The organism is Clostridium rectalis (assembly GCF_900626095.1).
GTDB lineage: Bacteria > Bacillota > Clostridia > Clostridiales > Clostridiaceae > Clostridium_AS > Clostridium_AS rectalis.
Map to the genome: position 1 here is coordinate 174,527 of NZ_UYZZ01000003.1, position 17,689 is coordinate 192,215.

Below are 17,689 nucleotides of genomic sequence, written 5' to 3' on the forward strand. Positions count from 1 at the left end.
GGGCGTAGTGCGCATAATTAGCTTCACCGTCACCCTCCTTTATTAGTTTTTTGCTTCTTCTACTAGCTCTTGAATACCTTTATCGTATCCATTTACTTCACTTACAATACTTGACCATTCAGAATATTCTCCATCACTCATTTTATTTTTCATAGCTTTTAATAGTTCTTCTGCCCCAAGAACTCCCCAAGCACTTTGTAACTCTGCATTTTTTAAATCTGGATGTGTTGTTGTCTCTATTATAAGATTAGATAAATACTTCTCTTCATCTGTTTCCATTATCTTTTGTCCTTTTATAAATTTAACTTTTCTACAACTTTTTCTAATCTCATCCGCCTTAGTAGCACCTATTGCTTTAAATTTCATCCTTCTTTTTCTACCACCTATAGTTATTTCTCTCTCTATTTCTTCTACCTCTTCAAAAGTATCCATTAAAAAATCTTCAAAATTCATTTAATATTCTCCTCCTATTAACCTAATACTGGTTTATTAAATTTATCTAACATGTCAACATCTTCAAATGTGAAACTCATGTCTTCCTCAAGCATTTCTGAATCTATATCAAACATTGCCATTGCAACTTCATCAAGATTACAATTTTTCAATACTATTGTTTGTTTTCCTATAGTTGAAGTTGGGTCCTCATTAGTAACAGCTATATCAAAATAAGTATCAATACCATCTTTCATGTACTTTAACATCAATTCTCTAAATAAAGATGTAGCATAGTAAACTGTAAGAGTTCCTGTTCCTTTCCACCCAGCGGCCTTATTTTGCGTAGCTCTATTCCCTATTGTCTTTCCCTCTGTCTTTTGTTTTTCAACTTTAGATTCAAGCTTCTTTGCATAAAACAAAACTTCATTTCTGCCATTTACAGTTAAATAGGCTCTAGCTTCTGCCCCACTAATAGTATCACTAAGCTTAAAAAATCCCATATACTATTCCACCTCCACATCCATGTATAGCTTTTCCATAGCATCTATTGGTTGTACTCCCATTCTAGCTACTACAGAATCTTTATCCTGTCCTCTTTTGATTTCAATATCCTCTGGAACTACATTTTCTAAAGCTCCAATACCTTGTAATCCTTCTAAGAATTTAATTACATCTTTTTTATATAAATTTCTGCCATCTTCACTATTGTCACCTTTCCCAATATAATTGGTTTCCCATAATAATCTACTTCCGTTATTTACTTCAAAAAGTGTACGAACTACTCTATTTTTTCTATAATCTTTCCCTTTATCTTTAGTAAAGCTTTTAAATGTATTAATATCCTGCTCTATAACTACTCTTCTGTTGCTAATAGTAAATATCATTTCTCCATTTAATAAAGCTTCCTCTATTTCTCTACTAGTGTATTTAACATCTACATCAATGGCACCTGGATACTCTAGATAAGTGTTAGATTGATTTACATTTGCTCCTGCTGTAGCCCCAGTTACAAATGCTACAGCTTGGTCAGATTTTATTATTGTGCCATCACTTAAAATAACACCGTTTTTAACACTAATAACATTTTCACTATCGGCTTCAGGGTAATTCTCTAGCACTAGTTGTACTTGTCTACCTTCTTCTTTTAATCTTTTAATAAATGTGGTGGCAACTGTTTTTATGCTAATATCCTTTGCTGAAATACCTATAGTATGAAACTCATAAGGCTCAATTATAGCTAGATAATCCGTGTAGCTTTGATTAGTGACAAGTCCATTTTCTCCACCCTTTAATACTAACCCAGCAGTAACTTTTAATTCTCCAGTACCTTTAAACTCAACATAATTATTAGGTTTTAATTCCTCTATAGTTTTAACTAATTGCTTATCCACCTTATTTCCTTCAAACATAGTTATAACTTCAAAACTTCCTATATTATCAATACTGTTTTGAATTACTATAGTAATATTGTTTCCTTTAGTTCCACTATATTTTGCATTTACAGTTAACCCTTCCAATGTTGCAATAGCTTTAGCACCTTCATTTAATCTATATAATAGTAATGTCTTAGACTTCTTAAATACTTCTCTTATTAGCAGTACACTTTCATCAGCTATATTAATACCTAATACTTTTGATAAATCATCATCTGCCTGTATTGTAATAACTTCTTTTTCAGGTCCCCATGGTAATACTAATGGTAAAGTTGCAATACCTCTTTCACCTATAGGAGTTGATGTATTCTTTTTAGACTTGAAGTTTGTATATGCTCCTGGTCTAATTTTATTTTGTTTTTCCCATGTTCCTCCCGCCATCTATTTCACCTCTTTTTTATTAAAATCATCTATAATCTTTTTAACTTCTTTTAAGCTATATTCTTTATCTTCTAGAATAGCTTTTAATATGTCTTTTTCTATAACTGTAAATTGTTTTGAAGATAATATTTGTTCCTTGCTAAATTTAATTTCTTTACCTTCCATTGGTTTTCACCTCAACTTTTAACTTATTCATTTTAGGAGCTTCCTCAATCTGTTTTAAAACATAATAATTAAACCGCAGCATGAAGTGTAAAACTCCATCTATAACCTCATGAGTCATATCAGTACTTCTATATAAATTGTCATTTACTTGTACATATTCAAGTACATCATAAAGCCTATCAGCCATATCTAAACAATCCGAATTAATATCTTCTTTATCACTAAAATAATGAATATCAAATAATATATTTTTCTTGTATCTGATATCCAATTCCTTATCCTGTGCAGAACTTAAAACCTTAATAAAAAAACAAGGCTCCTCAAAGTCTTGTTCTATCTTTTCATTGTATATAGTTATGTTAGGAAATTCTTCGTCTAATGCCTGGTTTATTCCTATTTTTAAATCATTTATACTTGCTATGCTATCACCTTCTTATATAATGTTATAATCTTATTGAAAGGGGGGTGTTATTTATGGATATTGATTTTAATAAACTACAACAAGATAGCCTTGATAAATTTTTTGCTAAAAATCCTAAAATTAAAGATAATAAAATTCTAGCTTCTCAATTGGAATTAAACTCAAAGCTTATGTGCACTATCCTATCTCAGTATCATGAGCAATTGAAACAAGCTCATTCTCAAGATGTTGAGAAATAGTTTCGGTTATTTTGTCTATATCTATTGGCTGAACTTTTCCTTCAAGTTCAGCCACTCTTTTCTTTAAATCGTTAATTTCTTTTTTTAACTCCTCCAACCTTATCACCTACCATTCAATATCTGATTCAATAGTTCTACTTGCTTTTTCTCCATGAATTTAGGTAATTCCCTTTCCATTTCCTGCATAGATATTGTGGCCATGAACCTACCTTCCACCCATGCCTTATGATTCCTGGTCCTATGGCCATACTCAACATAGCTGGCATACTCTACGTTATTAAATACTTCCACCAAATAGCTATTTCCTTGCTTAATAACTTCTCCTACTTGCCAATTCCTCCTTAAATGTCCTCCTGTCTTATTAGGATAAACACCAACCGGAGTTCTTTTCTTAATTTTCCTCTCAGCACGAAAAGCCATTTCCAATAAGAACTCTCTTATCCATCTTTCGATTACTCTTTCATTTAAAGCTTTATTGAATCTTCCAGCCATATTCTTAAATTCAGAGTAATCAAAGCTACCCATTCTACTCATTAGGCTTTACCATCTTTACTAAGAATAACTTCCTGGTGTGTATTATATTTAAAACCTTCTCCAGCTTCATATGTTTCTTTATCTCCAAATTGGTTAGTAATTTCTATAGTATCACCTTGTTTTATATCTGCCTCTGGAGCTATAAAAAGCTTAAGTTCATATACTACCTGATTTACTGTATCAGTCTGAGTATTTTTACTTAAGCTTTGTTTAGATACCTTGCAAGAAATATTTTTATATTTTATTTTTGGCATTATTTTAGTTTCTTTAGTTTTAGGGTCCTTAACCTTTTCTTTACCTCCAGCTATGGTGCAAGTGCAATCGTATAATTTTTCTACTGCTTTCCTGGCCTGTTTAAATGCCTTATTTAGCATTACCACACCAACTTTCTGTACCTATTAATCTGTGTCTTATAGTCCATTATCAAGCTATCTTTAACTTCACTTGCGACACTCCTATAACTTACAGAAGTATCTCCTTCACTTATAGAAGAAACAGAACCTAAAGAACTTTCTTCTTCCCCTAGGTTCTCATTTCTGTACATGTCCATGGCCATTTTTAACACTATAGTATTTAAGGCTTCTGGTATTTCTTTAATGTGGCAATAATCTTTTACTATTTGCTCTACATCTTCTAGTGCAAATTTCAATAAAAAATCCTTAGAATCATCTTCTAAGGCTATTCCTAAAAGCTTTTTTAATTTTTCAAGCTGAGTCATAAACTCACCTTCTTATATTTTATGCTTAAACGCAACTATTCTTATTTGTTTTGGTTCATATACTCTCTCCCAGTTAGTTTTTTCTTGTAATTCTGCTCTACTTGGACCTTCTGTTTTAGCTACTTTAGCATTAGTAAATTTAATTCCTCTAGGGTGTAATATCATTGTTTTTCTGTTAATTAAATAATCAACCCCAGAACCCTTTTTCTTATCTCTATCAGTTTCAGTTGGTATAAATCCTACTGGATTTCCATTACCCAAAGCTAAAGCTCCTTGCCCAAATAAATAAGTAGTATAAACTCCACCAGTTTCTACAGGGCACCCATCATCAACTATAACCCTCTTATCCTGGTATACATCAAACTCTGGACTATCACTTGGCCTTATTGTCTGTATCAAATTTTGTTTCTTAAGTTCTGACTTAACAGCGCTATGCATCATAACCCCCGTCAATAATTCTTGAGCATCTCCAAGTAATTGTTGAGCATCTATAAAGGCACTTGCTGACCACTTAGCCGCACCTTCTGTCATAGCTGATATATCAAGTAAGTTATTTTTCATTGATGTACTTAAAAACACACCTTTAAGAATTGCAATTAACTCTTTTTGCATATCTCTAGTCCAAAATCCACTTACTAATTCTCCTATAGCTGCCATTGGGTCTTTACCTGCAAGAGCTGCTGATAAGTCTGTAGCACTCCACATTTTCGCCCTTCTTATAATAGCGGCAACATCTTTATTACTTGTAATCTTAGCTGCTTCTAAATCTGCATCCTCAATTATTTGCTCTGATTCTCCTGTTAAATCCTCAAAGAATGGCATATTAATTAATGGTGAAGCTTGACTTGCTAAATTATCAAACTCTGAGTTATTGGTTATAATGCCACTTTGTATTAAAGCTGACTTCTCCATTGTTCTATTAATCACATAAGGGTTAAATAATTCTGGTACAATTACATCACTTAATTTTGTTCCCATATTTTACACATCTCCTTTATTATTATTGATTTACTCCAGCCTGAGTCATTAATTGTTTGGCCTGTTCTGGATTTTCTTTAAATATTTTACCTTGCTCTGTTAAGTTAAAAGAATCCTTTTTCCATGGATTATAACCCTGTGGTGTTTTACTTCCATCTGTTGGTTCTACTCCTGAAAATTTAGGTTTTTGTTCTTCCGTAAATAAATAGCTATCACTTTTTTGTAATGCTTCTATTTGCTCTTTAAGTCCTAAAATATTCTCACCATCTAACTTAACATTTTCTAAATTCAAAAGAGCTTTAACGGCCTTTGTATTTCTTACATTGGCACCTTTTAAAGCTCCTTCTAATGCATAATTAAATTGCATATCTTGTATTTGTTTTTCATATTCCTTAACCTTAGTTTCATACTCTCCTACCTTAATTTGTAGGGATTCATTATCTCCATTGCTTTTCTTTAAATCATTGATAGTTGTATTAGCAGTTTTAAGCTGCTCATTTAATGTGTCAAATTTATCTTTAGTAACATGTTGCGAGCTATCTACTAAGTCCACATCCTTATATTTGTCTTGTAGCTCCTGTGGTATTTGAGAATATGATTCTCCTAATATTTCACTTAATTTTGGCATAATATCATTTCCTCCTTAATAATTTTTATATTTAATTACTGGACAGTTTTTAAGTTCTTCAATACAGCGTTCTAGTATAGTTGTTGCTTCGGATATTAAATAATTTTTCTCATTAAACATATTTAATATTTCTACAACTATTTCTGATTCCTCAAAATCCATATCTCCCAAACATGGAACAACATAAAGTTTATTCTTAACTTCTCTTACTTCATTTGATAATAGCTCTTTCATTTGTAATCATCCTCTCTTTGATTCTATATAAAATAAGAAAGCCTTATTTCTAAGACTCTAAATTTTATCTAATAATTTTTTAAACTGTTTCATTATTTTCTCAGCCTTCTCACCTGTAAAAACTCCACCTGGTGGAATAAATGAAGCAATAAAAGATTTACGTAATGCTAAAAAAAGTTCTCCATCAGAACAACTTATATTTGATTCTTCACCCGTTTCAATCAATCTCCAATCATTAGCCAAAATATCATCTTCACTTGATACCCAAGGTATTAATTTACCATTGTTATTCTTATAAATATATGGTAAAGATATCTTTGACTCCAATAATGTATATTTAACCTGTATCCATGTATTTTTGTCCCAACTCTTTCTTGCAATCTTATTCCCTTCTTTTAATAATCCTAAAGCCTTTCTAATGTTCATTTATCTAACCTCACTTTCATGCATAATAAAAGCACCTACTATTTTTACTTAGTAAGTGCTTATTGCATACTTTTTATTTGCATATCTTTCCATATATTTTTTAACATTTTGTTTTGTATTTTATAATCTAGCATTTCATCCAATGTATTAAAATAAACTATATCACCATCAGGACATAAAGCAATTACACATTTTCCATTAGACCATCCTATATAATAGTCTGTTCCATAAATAGTACATTCTATATCCAATCCAATCTCTATTGAATTTTTTAACTCTTGTAAACTATCAAATTTACTATTATTCATTACTTCACCTTCTTACAAACTGATTTATTAGCTATTTTTTCAGCTTTACTTAACTCTCTAAGATTCTTATCTCTAACAACTATATCCTCATCTTTTAAATTCCAATCATGTGAATGTGGCACAATTGGGTGTAGTTTTGAATTACCATGGTTCGTAAAATGAATGTCTAATCTTGGTTTTCCTGTCCTACCATAGTAACGTCTAGAATCTAATACCCCATCCTTGTAATTATCAAATACACTATTAGGCTCACCTATAAATGGAACTTTATGAACACTATCATTTGTTAATTTGTTTTGAGATTTTAATTGCCAGTTAACATCCTTATAAAGATACTGTAATTCATTCCATTTGTTAACATCATTATACTTCAAGTCTTGAAAATCAGCAAATGATTTAGGTGTCAAGTTTCCTAAAATTTCTTTATATTTTAAATACTGTTGATTATCACTAACTCTATTCTGTATTTTCTTTTCTGCTATTTCTTCCTTTGAATTTCCTTTTACATACTTGTTATACCATTGCTCATAGCTCATATTTCCATCTACATAATAAGCCTTGCCTTGGTTGTCTCTAGCAATTCTTTCTTCATCTATAGCATCATCAAAGTAAGCTATAGTAGTACTCCTACAGTTAGCATGGAATGGCGGAGCAGTAACTCCTACTTCCCATTTATTTAAATCAAAAGGTTCCTTTTTACTTGCGGCATCCATAGACCTACATATTTCACTAGTGCGGGAATCCAACGTAGCTAGTATCTGATATTTCTTTACAACTCCACTGCCTGCATAACTATTAAAGGTAGCTTTAGAAACAATATTAGCGCTTTCAGTATTAACAAGTGTCCTTGCTCTATTTCTTGATACTTCCATTCTATCAGCTATTATCTTAGAAGTTTTATCTATGGAATCTCCTCGTATAAAAGCCTGCGCCAAATTAGTCTGTAGCTCCATTATTAACTTTTCTTTATTCTTCCATATCCTGCTGCTGTAATTATCTCCATGCCATGGTTCCGTAATTACCTTATTTATTATATTAGTATCTAACTTTGCAAAATTAACTCCTATTCCTAAGCCTTTGTGTACCTCAAAGATATTTCTATAATAAGTATCTTCATATATTCCACTTAAAAGGTCTGTGGTATCGTCTTTCTGTTTAGTATACAAATCCTCTATAGCACTTCTTATTTGAGTTTGTAGAGCTTGCAAACGTGTTACTCTAACTTTATAAGATACATTGTTAAGTTCTTTTTCCCATTGTTGATTTTTATTATTTTTAGCTTTTCGAGTAAACTCTTTTAAATCCATTTTAAACTCATTTAGCTGATTAGAATTTAAAAGTTTTCTAGCCTCTCCTAAACTTATTTCATTATTCTGTGAAAACCTAGCATAGAATACTTCTATATCTTTTTGTATGCTGTTTAATGCTTCCTGGTACTCTAGATGTAAACTTAAGATATAATCATCAGTCTTTTTAAATTGCCTACTTGCTACTACCTCAGAACGTTTCTTCCAGTAGTCTCTACTCTTCATCTAATTCACCTTCTGATGGTTCTTCTAAAGGAAAGTTTGAATATACTCTTTCACGTTCTTCTTGCTGCTTTTTAATCTTTTCTAGTTCATCCTTAGTAGCCCATGGGTGATTAGCAACTATAGTTTCATTACTAATAATACCAACACTATTTTGACAATTGCTTATAGTATCTGATTCATTTGTAAGCATACTCTTATTAAACACAAATTCTACATTCTCATTTGTATAATCTCCTTGACCAGTATTAATTAAATGCTGATCTACAAACCATAATAAATATTCTAGGCTTGCCTGGAACTCTGTTTCTATAGTGTCACAATCCATATCTAAATCATTATATAAGAATTTTAAGGCTATTCCTGAAGGACTGTTCCCGAACTTATCTGATTGAGTATCAACACCTCTTCCAAACTCATATATATCTTTTCTTGTCTGCTCTATATGGGTTTTATAAGCTTCAACATTAATCTCTAAGTTCCTTGTTTCAACTCCACCCTCACCGGCAACCTTAACAGCTCTGTAAAGACTTATATTCCTTCTAAACTCTCCTAAGTTAGTTCCATCATAGTCCTTAAGCACATAAATGCTATTAGGTAAATCCTCTAAGTTATTACTATTGTCACTTTTGTTTCTGTCATAATCATCTACAAGACTTTTAACAAACTTAATCAACGGCTGCTCTTCATCATTATATTTAAAATATACAAAAGGCACTTTAGACCAGGTAAATGATTTTATATTTCCTTTATCATCCACCATACTAAAATGCCCTGTATCTTCTAGCGCTTCTACATCAGGTATTAATTTACCATTATCATTTATATATCTTAATACCTGTTTTGTGTCCCAGTATTCAACTTTTTGCACTGTCTTTTTAGTTTTACCTTCATATACTATAATTTCATACACTCTAATAAGTGCATCTAATTTAGTATGCTCCGAATCTTTCCATAGTGGAATAATCTCTTCACTAGGTAATCTTTTAAATCGTAGTTCACCATCTGAATTATAATAAATTTGAGCCCATGCTATACCTTTATTAATTGCATCTTTACCTAAGTTCTTAATGAGCCTCATAAAAGATTTATTAAATACATCATCTAATATCTTTTTATATGTTTCATTATCTGTTTGAATAGCTAAAGGTTTTGATAATAAATACCCTGTTTTTTGGTCTGTAAGCTTTCTAACAAATTGATGTACTAATTTATTATTAGCTAAATTCTTTACTTCTTCTAATTCTCCATCTTCACCTATAGCCATTCTTTTACGTTTTAGTATATCAGTATCACCTTTATAATATCTTTCTCCATCTAACATTAATTGTCTTCTTTGTGATCTATTCCATTCTTTTATTTCCTCTTGGATAATTTCTTCTAAACTCATTACACTATTAGCTCCAGTAGACAATATTGACCTTATCTTATCCATCATATACATAACTTTACCACCTCCTTACTCAAATGAAATTGAGCCGCCTTTCATATCCCTTTCTAAACTATACCTTAATGCATCTATTAAATGGTTATCCTTATCTATAGGTATAGGGAGGATGTTACCATTCTTATCTTCTTTATATTTATATTTGCTTATTTCATTCTTAAAGTTTTGACATCTTGGATGAATTATAATTTCTAATCCTTGTAAAAATTTAATTCCATATTCAATACTTCCTGGACCTTTCTTTGCTGATTTAGCATTTACCCTTAGTTTTTTAAATTCAGCTACTGATTTAGGTTCAGCACTATCACATATAACCCTATTTGAACCAGCCTTTTCTTTTACTAAAGGAGCTGATTCTTCATTCAACATTCCAACTACCTCTATTTCATCACATATATAAAGCCTTTTTCTTGTTTTATCTAAATGTGATTTTATATAAGCAAAAGGATCCTCAGCAAATCCCCAGTCTACACCATGCCTATAATTATCAAATGTGTTTTCAATATCACTAAAATCTTGCACTTTCCAATTTTTAAATATAACAGCTCCAAGTACCCCCCAATTACCTAATGTATAAACTTCATAATAATAAGGATCTGCTTCATTTTCTAATGCTGCTATATCATCATCAGTTAAAAACTTATTATCTTTATATGTGGTTTTAAGAATAGATACATTATCTTTTTCTACATACTGTTTATCATCTTCCCAAATATTAAAATATTCATTATATAACCAGTGATCCTTAAGTATCGGGTTAAAGCTCAATATTAATCTTTTAGTTACTTTAGACCTTCCTCTAAGTCTTTTATCCAATTGCTTAACTGCTTTATATTCTGTTTCTGTTGCTTCCTCAACCCATATATCAGTTATTACCCCATCTATTGGAGTGATAGACTTAATTTTTTCAACATCATCTAAGCCACAAAATAGTATTTGCTTTTTATTTATCTTACAGGTAATTATCATGTCCGTTTTATTCACTTCAAAATAATCAGCCACTTCAAAATTATTTATAGCCTTTGTTATTTCATTTAAGCAACTTCTTTTAATTGTGTTTTGAACATTTCTAACTATTAAATAGTTTCTATGACCATTAAGTATATCCAATACAGTCCTTTGGGCCAAAGAAAAAGATTTACCTGAAGATGAACCCCCAAAGTAAATCTGATAACGATTGTTGTTATTTAGTTGATGTTTTAAATATACTGGATTAAACACCTTTGAATTAATATTTAGATTAAGCGCCATATTCCTCACCATCTATTATTATATTAACATCATTAGATAGGCTACCATTTACCTCGACCTTATCCTTAAACATTCCTAAATGCTTACCTAATAACTCTAAAGCCTTTACTTTATCACATGAAGCTACTTCTATTCCAAACTTAGTTTGTTTAATAGCAGCTATTGCTTTCTTTTGATCCTCTGTTAGATTGTCAGTTTCTATAACTTCAACATCTTTATAAAATACTTCTTCTTCATCTATCTTATTTCCACCTTTATCATAAATAGGTTTCATATAAGATTTTTGAACTACCTTTGCAAAATCTGAACCATTGGCAAAGGCTATTTTTGAAAGTTCTTCTAATACTTTATCTTGAGTTATTTCTGTTCTTTTCTCTCTATCTTTCATCCTTTTATTTATATAACTCTTTATGTTAGCATTTGTTAGCAATCTACTTGAATTTGCTCTTGCTGTTTCATCCTTTTTAATATTTTTATATGCTGCCTTATATGCTCTAGTGGCATTAAGATCCACTAGATATTCATCTGCAAATATTTTCTGTTTTGGTGTTAGTTTGGCCAATAATGCCACCTCCTTTTTATAATAAAAACACAATATATAGTATGAGTTATACACACTACCCTCAATACATTATGTATAACTTGGTTTATTTCTGTCTTAATGCTCCTTTAATTCTCTTATAACTTCTCTGCTGCATACATTCTTTTAAATTATCTGCTATTTTTTCTTTCTTAACTCTTCTGCTAGAACAATAAGGACACACTAAGTACCCTTTCAAAGTTTCAACTTCTTCTGTTAATAGTATAAATTCTTTCTTACAAATCTTACAAACGAAACTACTATATACACTTAGCATGTCCTCACTCCTTTAAAACTAAAAGCACCCGGAATTAATCCAGATGCTTTCCCTGTAACCACCACAGTTGTAGTCCCTGCTGTAGCTCACATTTTATTTTCTATAATACTATACTAACACATTAAAAATGTTAAATGTTAAACTATGTTTAAACTAAGATTAATATTAGTTTAATATTAGTGGTATTAGTTTATTTATTACCATTTTCTTTAGCCTGCAAACATGTACTTCTGTTAAATTTAATTTAGCGGCTATATCCCTACTTGTTTTCTTATCAAAATATCTCATATAAACTATACTTTTCTCTCTAGTTTCTAGTGATTCAACAGCATTATCTATCTTTTCTAACTGTATTTCTAGTCTTTCTATATAGCTAGATATTTTACTTATTTTCTTATGTCTATTCATTACTTCATTTTCCACTGCAGAATTAAATTTATTTGTTGCTTGCGTTTTTTCCTCATAGCTTATAGCTCCAGCAGAATTATACTCATTTTCAATTTCTCTTATCTTTAATTTCAAGTTCTCAATTTCAGCTTCTGATTTTCTATAGTTGTATAGCATGGCTTCAAGCTTTCTATAATTATTTTCTCTCATGTGTCCTCTCCCTTCTAGTACATATATCTAAATACTTACACATATCCTTCCAATACTGTGCTTCCTTTTTATAGGCTTCTACAAGTTCTAAACCCTCTTTTACTAAACCTTTTAGATTTTTATATTCTTTATTTAATACGCTTAATTTCTTAGTGTTCATTTTCCTACTACCTCCGCATCCCCTTTATTAATAGTTCCATCTTTAGTTACATAATTTCCATCCTGTACAGATTGTATTTTATAAACCTTGCCGATTTTATTTTTATACCAAGAATAACTACTGTAGCTCATTATTATTATTTGCATCATATCAAGCCACCTTTAATATTTTTGTTACAGATGTCCTTCCAATAGCTGTATGCTTATTATCAAAAACTATATTTAAAATTTCATTTCCCAAACCATATTCTCTAGTAATTTTCCCTTCTATAAGTTTCTTACCATATCTAGCTTGTATATAATCTCCTGGCTTAACTCTTGCCTGTATTTCTTTTAAATTCTCTTCTTTATCTTCTTTCACAACTTCATCTACTTCATGTTCTGCTTTTATATTTTTAAACTCTAATACCCAACCTTTTACATTTATACTAATAACCTTATCTTCTAATATTAAAATTACGTTCTCGTCTCCCCCACGCCTTATTATCTTTGCTGTAGGATACTTTGTTTGCAACTTCTTTAACTTGTCCTTCCGTAAGCTATTAAGCTTAATTTCTGCCACTTTACAGTGTAGCATCTTGTCCATAGGAAGTACTGTAGATTTTCTATTAAATTCGAATTCTTCTTTTCCTTCTGCATTAACGTATATTGTTTTAAAATTTTCTCTGGTTTTATATCTTTCTAAATGTGTGAACGAATCCACCTTTTCTGTTACTTTTCCATATATTTTTGTAATTTCTATGCGTACATTCCATGTTTGCCCTCCTTTCAAGGTGTATTTAAGCCCCTTATTTAAAAATTAATCAAACAAACTCACTTGTGGATTCCCTATAGCTTTTTCTATAAAATTGCCGTCCTCATCTTCTACAAGTCCCTTATCGCTAAAATATGTGTCTTCTTCTTTGTCTACTTTCTTAAAAGTAGTTGTTATATTATGTTTAAAACTTAATGCTTTGTATTCTATTATTTTCTCATTTAAAGTTTCCTTCACGTTATTAAATATAGGGCTGTCTAGATTTACTTTTAGTACCTTTGCTTCTCTTACCTCTTGCATTTTTTATTCTCCCTTCTAATCTTCTTTAACTTATCGTATTCTATCCATCCAGTCTGGCTATACTTTAAAGATCTTGCTACCCATGTAAGCTTTATATTTTGGTATTTATAATCAAATAACTTTTTTCTTATCTCACCTTGTTGAGTACTAAATCCTTTTACATCTATAAGTTCTTCAGATTCATCTAAGTGATATACTAGAAAATCTGGTGTATACGTCATAGCTCTATAAGTCTTTCCATTCTTTTTGAAGGGTGGTATTAAAACATATTTTGGCTGTAATTCAAAATTTAATATTTGCCCTTTAGCCTTTTTACTTTTTAAATATTCATAGTATTTAGCCTCATCCTTACTGTCAAAGGTTATTCCATCAACAGTAATTTTTTCTGATTTATATTTACTCTTTACCATTTCCCCTTTTCCTTTCCTTGAAATTGATTGTCATATGAGAATGTTAAGTGAAAGTAACGCTCCCTTATGACGTTATTTATTTGAATTGCGAACTACTTAGTCCATTGTTCCGCCATAGCTTTTGCTATTCCAGGAAATGTTTTTGCCCTATTTTTCTGCCTATCTTTGCCTCCTTTATTAAACCAATTACCAGGAATTTTCGTACTTTCTGAAGCTTCTATTATTTCAGTGGGTATTAATTTAGGTAATTCCTTAAGCCATAACTGAGTTCTTTTTTTAAATGGGTGTCCGAACTGATATGGTTGTATGACTTGTGAATGCTTTGGTAAATTATATATTTTGCTTGGTGTAGGATTTTCTACTGCAATTCTAGGACAGTCTGCATTATAGAGCTGCATAAAAAACTCTTTCGCTTGTAATCCTTTTTTATATCTTTCTTTATTTAGCACACCTTTAGGATATAAATGTCTAGCACCAGCATTACTTAAATATGTGCATGGTGGAAAGGCTATTATCATGTCCCATTTTTCTTTTAATAGTGGTGTTACATCTTGTTGTAAGTGCCATTCTGGGTGACCACCACTACAAGGCTCTATATCACAACTATAAGCTTCATGGCCCAATTTCCTTAATTCTATTGTGACTGCCTGTGATTCTTCACACGCTACTAATATTTTCATTTCCTTCCTCCATTCCTGGAGGTGTGTACACACTTTTTATCTAGAATTACTCCTATTTTAATTTTTTAGTTATTGCATAATTTATTTTTTCATGAATACTAACCAATGTGTCTTTGCTCTTTTATTTCCGAATAAAGGTTTATAATCTATAACTTTTAATATGTCTTTTATTTTTATTTGTTCTTCATTCCATTTAAAAATCAATATTCCGTATTTATCTAAAACTCTCATGCACTCATTAAATCCTTGTCTTATATCTATTGGCCAATCATTATTTAACTTTCCATATTTCTTGGCCAACCATGAACTTTCTCCAACCTTTATTAAATGCGGTGGATCAAAAACTACTAATTTAAAAGTATTATCTTTATATGGTATATTTCTAAAATCGCCTATTATATCTGGCTCAATAACAAGTTTTCTTCCATCACATAATGTATCTTCCAACTCTCTGTTATCCATAAAAATAACATCTTTATTATCTTTATCAAACCAAAACATTTTACTTCCACAACATACATCCAATATAGGCTTTTCCAATTATCTCACCTCATTTATGTCATAATATAATCAGATTGTGAATTATATTCAAAAATATACTGTCTCGCTTTTTCCTAACGGAAATTTTCTATAATAGCATTCCCCTCTTTTCTCTAATCTTTGGATTCTTTTCATAAGCTTTTTAGCTTCTTCTAGTTGACACTCTTCACAATCTTGAATAAAGCAATTTTTACTATCAACTTTAAATTCAACTCTATATCTATTCATTTATTCACCCTTTAATTTTAATTTCACTTGTATATTCATCTGAGCGTAAATCTTCTGAAACTTCTTTTATAATTCCATTGTTATTTGCACTATCTAACAACCTTTATGCCCCTTTCTTCTAGTATTTCTATTAAATTACGTATTCTTAAGCTCCGTTCTTAACCATGTTAATAAACTTCTTAACGTTTCTATTTCTAGTCTTAAATTATCCATAGCACTAATAGCTGTGTAATATGAACTCTCTGCTAAATCTCTTTTTAGTCTTAATTCTGCCACTTTGTCATTACCTTTTGATAAATCATTTATCATATTGCTTGGATACTTATCTATATTTCTTAATTTAAGCATTTCTTTTCTTAATGCTATTTTATAGTCATGCTCTGCCTTTGCTTTCTTTACTCCTAGAGTTTTTAACTCTATGTTCCCTTTTGTTAACGCTTGCTGACATGTAGATATTTTCTGCATTATCTCTATTGGTGTCATATTGTCCTCCTTATTTACTTGTATAATTTAAAATTACCACTACTTAGACATTTCAAAAACATGCTTGTACTCTTTTGTAAAGTTCTCTAACTGCTCTATATTTTCAAAGAACATTGTTAGTCCTTTATTTTGTAACTCCACTCCTTTTTCACAAACTTTATATTTCCCATTTTCTCCTTCTACTGTCATAGATAATATTTTTAATTTATTTCCCATAGATTTGTCCTCCTTATTTTTTTTAACTTCTGCTGCTAATTTACCACTTGAATTATATTTTCTGTCCCACTCTTTTAGCTTTTCTTTCTTGTTTTTTACTTCCTTTGGTTCTTCCTCTATGATGTCTAATATTTCCTCTACTGCATCATCTATTTCATTTTTTTCTTTGATTTCAGCCTCGGTTATTTTCCATCTACTAACGTAAGTAGATATAGTGCTATAAGTAGCTCCTAAATGATTTGCTATTTTATTTTTACCATCAGTGTCTAATCCATATTTCTTCGCAAGTTCCACTATTTTTTCTCTTGTGATTCTAGTTTCTTTTTCCTCCTTTACTTTTGCATATGCATTTAAAATCATGCTTTTACTTAATTTAGGAAACTTAAATACTAAATCATCTAAGGCTTGTTTTTTAGTTACCCCTTTCTCTAGTAATTCCTCTATATAGTTTTTTACTTCCTTTTCTACCTTGGACATGTTAACATTCTTCCTTTCTAATTCGTTTGATTTTTCAGTATCCTCTTGAAACAGTTCAGTTATTCTTAACTGAATCTTTTTTATTTCATTACAATTCCAATCCTTCTCCATTAGCGCAGCGCTCATACATCTGTCTGCTAAATTAACTAATTGATTAATTTTCATATGTGCAATTTCTTTAGCTTTATCCATTGCTGCAATGTTAATTAATTTAGTTTGTTGTGGTGTTAGCTTGTTTACCATTTTCATATTCTTTTTTAATTCTCTTGCTTTTCTTCTTTTATCTGCTCTGTTCACTTTTTCCCACCTCTGGATATTCTAAGTATTCGCCACAATAAGGACAAGGAGTCATGTTATAAGTTGGATATTTACCACACCTAGGACATTTAGGTATTAAACAGGTGTATGCTATGTCGTCAAGTCCTAAAACAGTGTCCTCTTCATATTCCACTTTCATTTTTAAACCTCCAATAATTCAAGTTCTACTCTAGCTTCTTCTCCATACCATTTACTTACACTACAATCTACAATCTGTTTATCATCATCATAGGCAATTGAATTTAAGCTATCTAAGATTATCTTAACTATATTATCTATATCTGGTTTTTTAGTTGGCCTTAGTTGCCCTTCTAGCATTTGTTCGGTTTTCTTTTTACTTGTGCTCTTGGGTATAGACATATATACCTTAATTTTCGCTTTTAAAGCACCTTCTAGCTTGATTCGTTCTTTAGATATGCAATAACATTGTTTAACCCAGTTTTCGTACTGTACAGTCTTCTTAGGTGTATATGCTATTCCTGTTTTAGTACTCATTCGTGGCCTTTGTTTTCCCATTGGTTCTCCTGGAATAATTATTTTCAC

At 30.7% G+C, this 17,689-nt stretch carries 32 protein-coding genes; 1 reads left to right on the forward strand and 31 read right to left on the reverse strand.

Annotated elements, in window-relative coordinates; all coding sequences use genetic code 11:
• Positions 1–42: 42 nt before the first annotated feature.
• Genes EJL03_RS06190 through EJL03_RS06205 form a run of 5 tightly spaced genes read right to left on the reverse strand, consistent with a single transcriptional unit; the run spans position 43 to position 2,835 of the window.
• The gene (locus EJL03_RS06190) at positions 43–453 is read right to left on the reverse strand and encodes a phage tail assembly chaperone (RefSeq protein WP_125153098.1); all 411 of its coding nucleotides are present in this window, start codon (positions 451–453) and stop codon (positions 43–45) included.
• 17 nt (positions 454–470) lie between these two features.
• Positions 471–935, reverse strand: a complete 465-nt coding sequence (locus EJL03_RS06195) for a phage tail tube protein (protein ID WP_125153099.1) — start codon at positions 933–935, stop codon at positions 471–473.
• Positions 936–938: 3 nt separating this feature from the next.
• Complete coding sequence (locus EJL03_RS06200; RefSeq protein ID WP_125153100.1) at positions 939–2,249, reverse strand: phage tail sheath family protein; 1,311 nt, start codon at positions 2,247–2,249, stop codon at positions 939–941.
• Positions 2,250–2,414, reverse strand: a complete 165-nt coding sequence (locus EJL03_RS16000; protein ID WP_164509014.1) for a hypothetical protein — start codon at positions 2,412–2,414, stop codon at positions 2,250–2,252.
• Complete coding sequence (locus EJL03_RS06205) at positions 2,404–2,835, reverse strand: phage tail terminator family protein (RefSeq protein WP_125153101.1); 432 nt, start codon at positions 2,833–2,835, stop codon at positions 2,404–2,406. Before EJL03_RS06205 ends, EJL03_RS16000 begins: the two co-directional genes overlap by 11 nt.
• Positions 2,836–2,888: 53 nt before the next feature.
• Between EJL03_RS06205 and EJL03_RS06210 the strand changes: the two genes are divergently transcribed.
• A complete protein-coding gene (locus EJL03_RS06210; RefSeq protein ID WP_125153102.1) occupies positions 2,889–3,074 on the forward strand; it encodes a hypothetical protein in 186 nt (61 codons plus the stop codon).
• Between the two features lie 102 nt (positions 3,075–3,176).
• Here EJL03_RS06210 and EJL03_RS06215 read toward each other — a convergent pair whose 3' ends face one another.
• The 26 genes from EJL03_RS06215 to EJL03_RS06330 form a co-directional block, all read right to left on the reverse strand.
• On the reverse strand, positions 3,177–3,608 hold the full coding sequence (locus EJL03_RS06215; protein ID WP_125153103.1) for an HK97 gp10 family phage protein: 432 nt from the start codon (positions 3,606–3,608) through the stop codon (positions 3,177–3,179).
• Entirely contained in the window at positions 3,608–3,982 is a 375-nt protein-coding gene (locus EJL03_RS06220; RefSeq protein WP_125153104.1) for a hypothetical protein, read from the reverse strand. Before EJL03_RS06220 ends, EJL03_RS06215 begins: the two co-directional genes overlap by 1 nt.
• Positions 3,982–4,326, reverse strand: a complete 345-nt coding sequence (locus tag EJL03_RS06225) for a phage head-tail connector protein (protein ID WP_125153105.1) — start codon at positions 4,324–4,326, stop codon at positions 3,982–3,984. The genes EJL03_RS06220 and EJL03_RS06225 overlap by 1 nt, the downstream gene beginning before the upstream one ends.
• Before the next feature lie 12 nt (positions 4,327–4,338).
• Positions 4,339–5,304, reverse strand: coding sequence for a major capsid protein (locus EJL03_RS06230; protein ID WP_125153106.1), 966 nt, complete (start codon positions 5,302–5,304; stop codon positions 4,339–4,341).
• A gap of 22 nt (positions 5,305–5,326) precedes the next feature.
• Positions 5,327–5,932, reverse strand: coding sequence for a phage scaffolding protein (locus EJL03_RS06235; RefSeq protein WP_125153107.1), 606 nt, complete (start codon positions 5,930–5,932; stop codon positions 5,327–5,329).
• A gap of 15 nt (positions 5,933–5,947) precedes the next feature.
• Positions 5,948–6,166: a hypothetical protein gene (locus EJL03_RS06240; protein ID WP_125153108.1), complete on the reverse strand. Its 219-nt coding sequence runs from the start codon at positions 6,164–6,166 to the stop codon at positions 5,948–5,950.
• A gap of 57 nt (positions 6,167–6,223) precedes the next feature.
• Positions 6,224–6,592, reverse strand: coding sequence for a Thoeris anti-defense Tad2 family protein (locus EJL03_RS06245; RefSeq protein WP_125153109.1), 369 nt, complete (start codon positions 6,590–6,592; stop codon positions 6,224–6,226).
• Positions 6,593–6,651: 59 nt separating this feature from the next.
• The gene (locus tag EJL03_RS06250) at positions 6,652–6,900 is read right to left on the reverse strand and encodes a hypothetical protein (RefSeq protein WP_125153110.1); all 249 of its coding nucleotides are present in this window, start codon (positions 6,898–6,900) and stop codon (positions 6,652–6,654) included.
• Positions 6,900–8,432, reverse strand: a complete 1,533-nt coding sequence (locus EJL03_RS06255; protein WP_243108659.1) for a minor capsid protein — start codon at positions 8,430–8,432, stop codon at positions 6,900–6,902. Before EJL03_RS06255 ends, EJL03_RS06250 begins: the two co-directional genes overlap by 1 nt.
• The gene (locus tag EJL03_RS06260; protein ID WP_125153111.1) at positions 8,422–9,873 is read right to left on the reverse strand and encodes a phage portal protein; all 1,452 of its coding nucleotides are present in this window, start codon (positions 9,871–9,873) and stop codon (positions 8,422–8,424) included. Before EJL03_RS06260 ends, EJL03_RS06255 begins: the two co-directional genes overlap by 11 nt.
• Before the next feature lie 15 nt (positions 9,874–9,888).
• Positions 9,889–11,127, reverse strand: a complete 1,239-nt coding sequence (locus tag EJL03_RS06265; RefSeq protein ID WP_125153112.1) for a PBSX family phage terminase large subunit — start codon at positions 11,125–11,127, stop codon at positions 9,889–9,891.
• A complete protein-coding gene (locus EJL03_RS06270; RefSeq protein ID WP_125153113.1) occupies positions 11,117–11,689 on the reverse strand; it encodes a terminase small subunit in 573 nt (190 codons plus the stop codon). The genes EJL03_RS06265 and EJL03_RS06270 overlap by 11 nt, the downstream gene beginning before the upstream one ends.
• Before the next feature lie 85 nt (positions 11,690–11,774).
• Positions 11,775–11,984: a hypothetical protein gene (locus EJL03_RS06275; protein WP_125153114.1), complete on the reverse strand. Its 210-nt coding sequence runs from the start codon at positions 11,982–11,984 to the stop codon at positions 11,775–11,777.
• A 165-nt stretch (positions 11,985–12,149) separates the two neighbouring features.
• Entirely contained in the window at positions 12,150–12,581 is a 432-nt protein-coding gene (locus tag EJL03_RS06280; RefSeq protein WP_125153115.1) for a sigma factor-like helix-turn-helix DNA-binding protein, read from the reverse strand.
• On the reverse strand, positions 12,568–12,741 hold the full coding sequence (locus tag EJL03_RS16005) for a hypothetical protein (RefSeq protein ID WP_164509015.1): 174 nt from the start codon (positions 12,739–12,741) through the stop codon (positions 12,568–12,570). The genes EJL03_RS06280 and EJL03_RS16005 overlap by 14 nt, the downstream gene beginning before the upstream one ends.
• Positions 12,738–12,890 (reverse strand): hypothetical protein, encoded by a 153-nt coding sequence (locus EJL03_RS16010; protein WP_164509016.1) that lies wholly within the window; start codon positions 12,888–12,890, stop codon positions 12,738–12,740. The genes EJL03_RS16005 and EJL03_RS16010 overlap by 4 nt, the downstream gene beginning before the upstream one ends.
• A 1-nt stretch (position 12,891) precedes the next feature.
• Positions 12,892–13,512, reverse strand: a complete 621-nt coding sequence (locus EJL03_RS06285) for a hypothetical protein (RefSeq protein ID WP_125153116.1) — start codon at positions 13,510–13,512, stop codon at positions 12,892–12,894.
• A gap of 27 nt (positions 13,513–13,539) precedes the next feature.
• Positions 13,540–13,794 carry a hypothetical protein gene (locus EJL03_RS06290; RefSeq protein ID WP_125153117.1) on the reverse strand — a complete coding sequence of 85 codons (255 nt, stop codon included), beginning with the start codon at positions 13,792–13,794 and terminating at the stop codon, positions 13,540–13,542.
• Positions 13,782–14,204, reverse strand: a complete 423-nt coding sequence (locus EJL03_RS06295) for a DUF1064 domain-containing protein (RefSeq protein WP_125153118.1) — start codon at positions 14,202–14,204, stop codon at positions 13,782–13,784. The genes EJL03_RS06290 and EJL03_RS06295 overlap by 13 nt, the downstream gene beginning before the upstream one ends.
• A 92-nt stretch (positions 14,205–14,296) precedes the next feature.
• Complete coding sequence (locus EJL03_RS06300) at positions 14,297–14,884, reverse strand: DNA cytosine methyltransferase (RefSeq protein WP_125153119.1); 588 nt, start codon at positions 14,882–14,884, stop codon at positions 14,297–14,299.
• Between the two features lie 81 nt (positions 14,885–14,965).
• Positions 14,966–15,424, reverse strand: a complete 459-nt coding sequence (locus EJL03_RS06305) for an SAM-dependent methyltransferase (RefSeq protein ID WP_164509017.1) — start codon at positions 15,422–15,424, stop codon at positions 14,966–14,968.
• A 48-nt stretch (positions 15,425–15,472) separates the two neighbouring features.
• A complete protein-coding gene (locus tag EJL03_RS06315; RefSeq protein ID WP_125153122.1) occupies positions 15,473–15,652 on the reverse strand; it encodes a hypothetical protein in 180 nt (59 codons plus the stop codon).
• Positions 15,653–15,787: 135 nt separating this feature from the next.
• Entirely contained in the window at positions 15,788–16,135 is a 348-nt protein-coding gene (locus EJL03_RS06320; protein ID WP_125153123.1) for a hypothetical protein, read from the reverse strand.
• Between the two features lie 39 nt (positions 16,136–16,174).
• Entirely contained in the window at positions 16,175–17,125 is a 951-nt protein-coding gene (locus EJL03_RS16255; RefSeq protein WP_206427346.1) for a hypothetical protein, read from the reverse strand.
• Positions 17,109–17,285, reverse strand: coding sequence for a hypothetical protein (locus EJL03_RS16015; RefSeq protein WP_164509018.1), 177 nt, complete (start codon positions 17,283–17,285; stop codon positions 17,109–17,111). Before EJL03_RS16015 ends, EJL03_RS16255 begins: the two co-directional genes overlap by 17 nt.
• Positions 17,286–17,287: 2 nt before the next feature.
• Complete coding sequence (locus EJL03_RS06330; protein ID WP_125153124.1) at positions 17,288–17,689, reverse strand: RusA family crossover junction endodeoxyribonuclease; 402 nt, start codon at positions 17,687–17,689, stop codon at positions 17,288–17,290.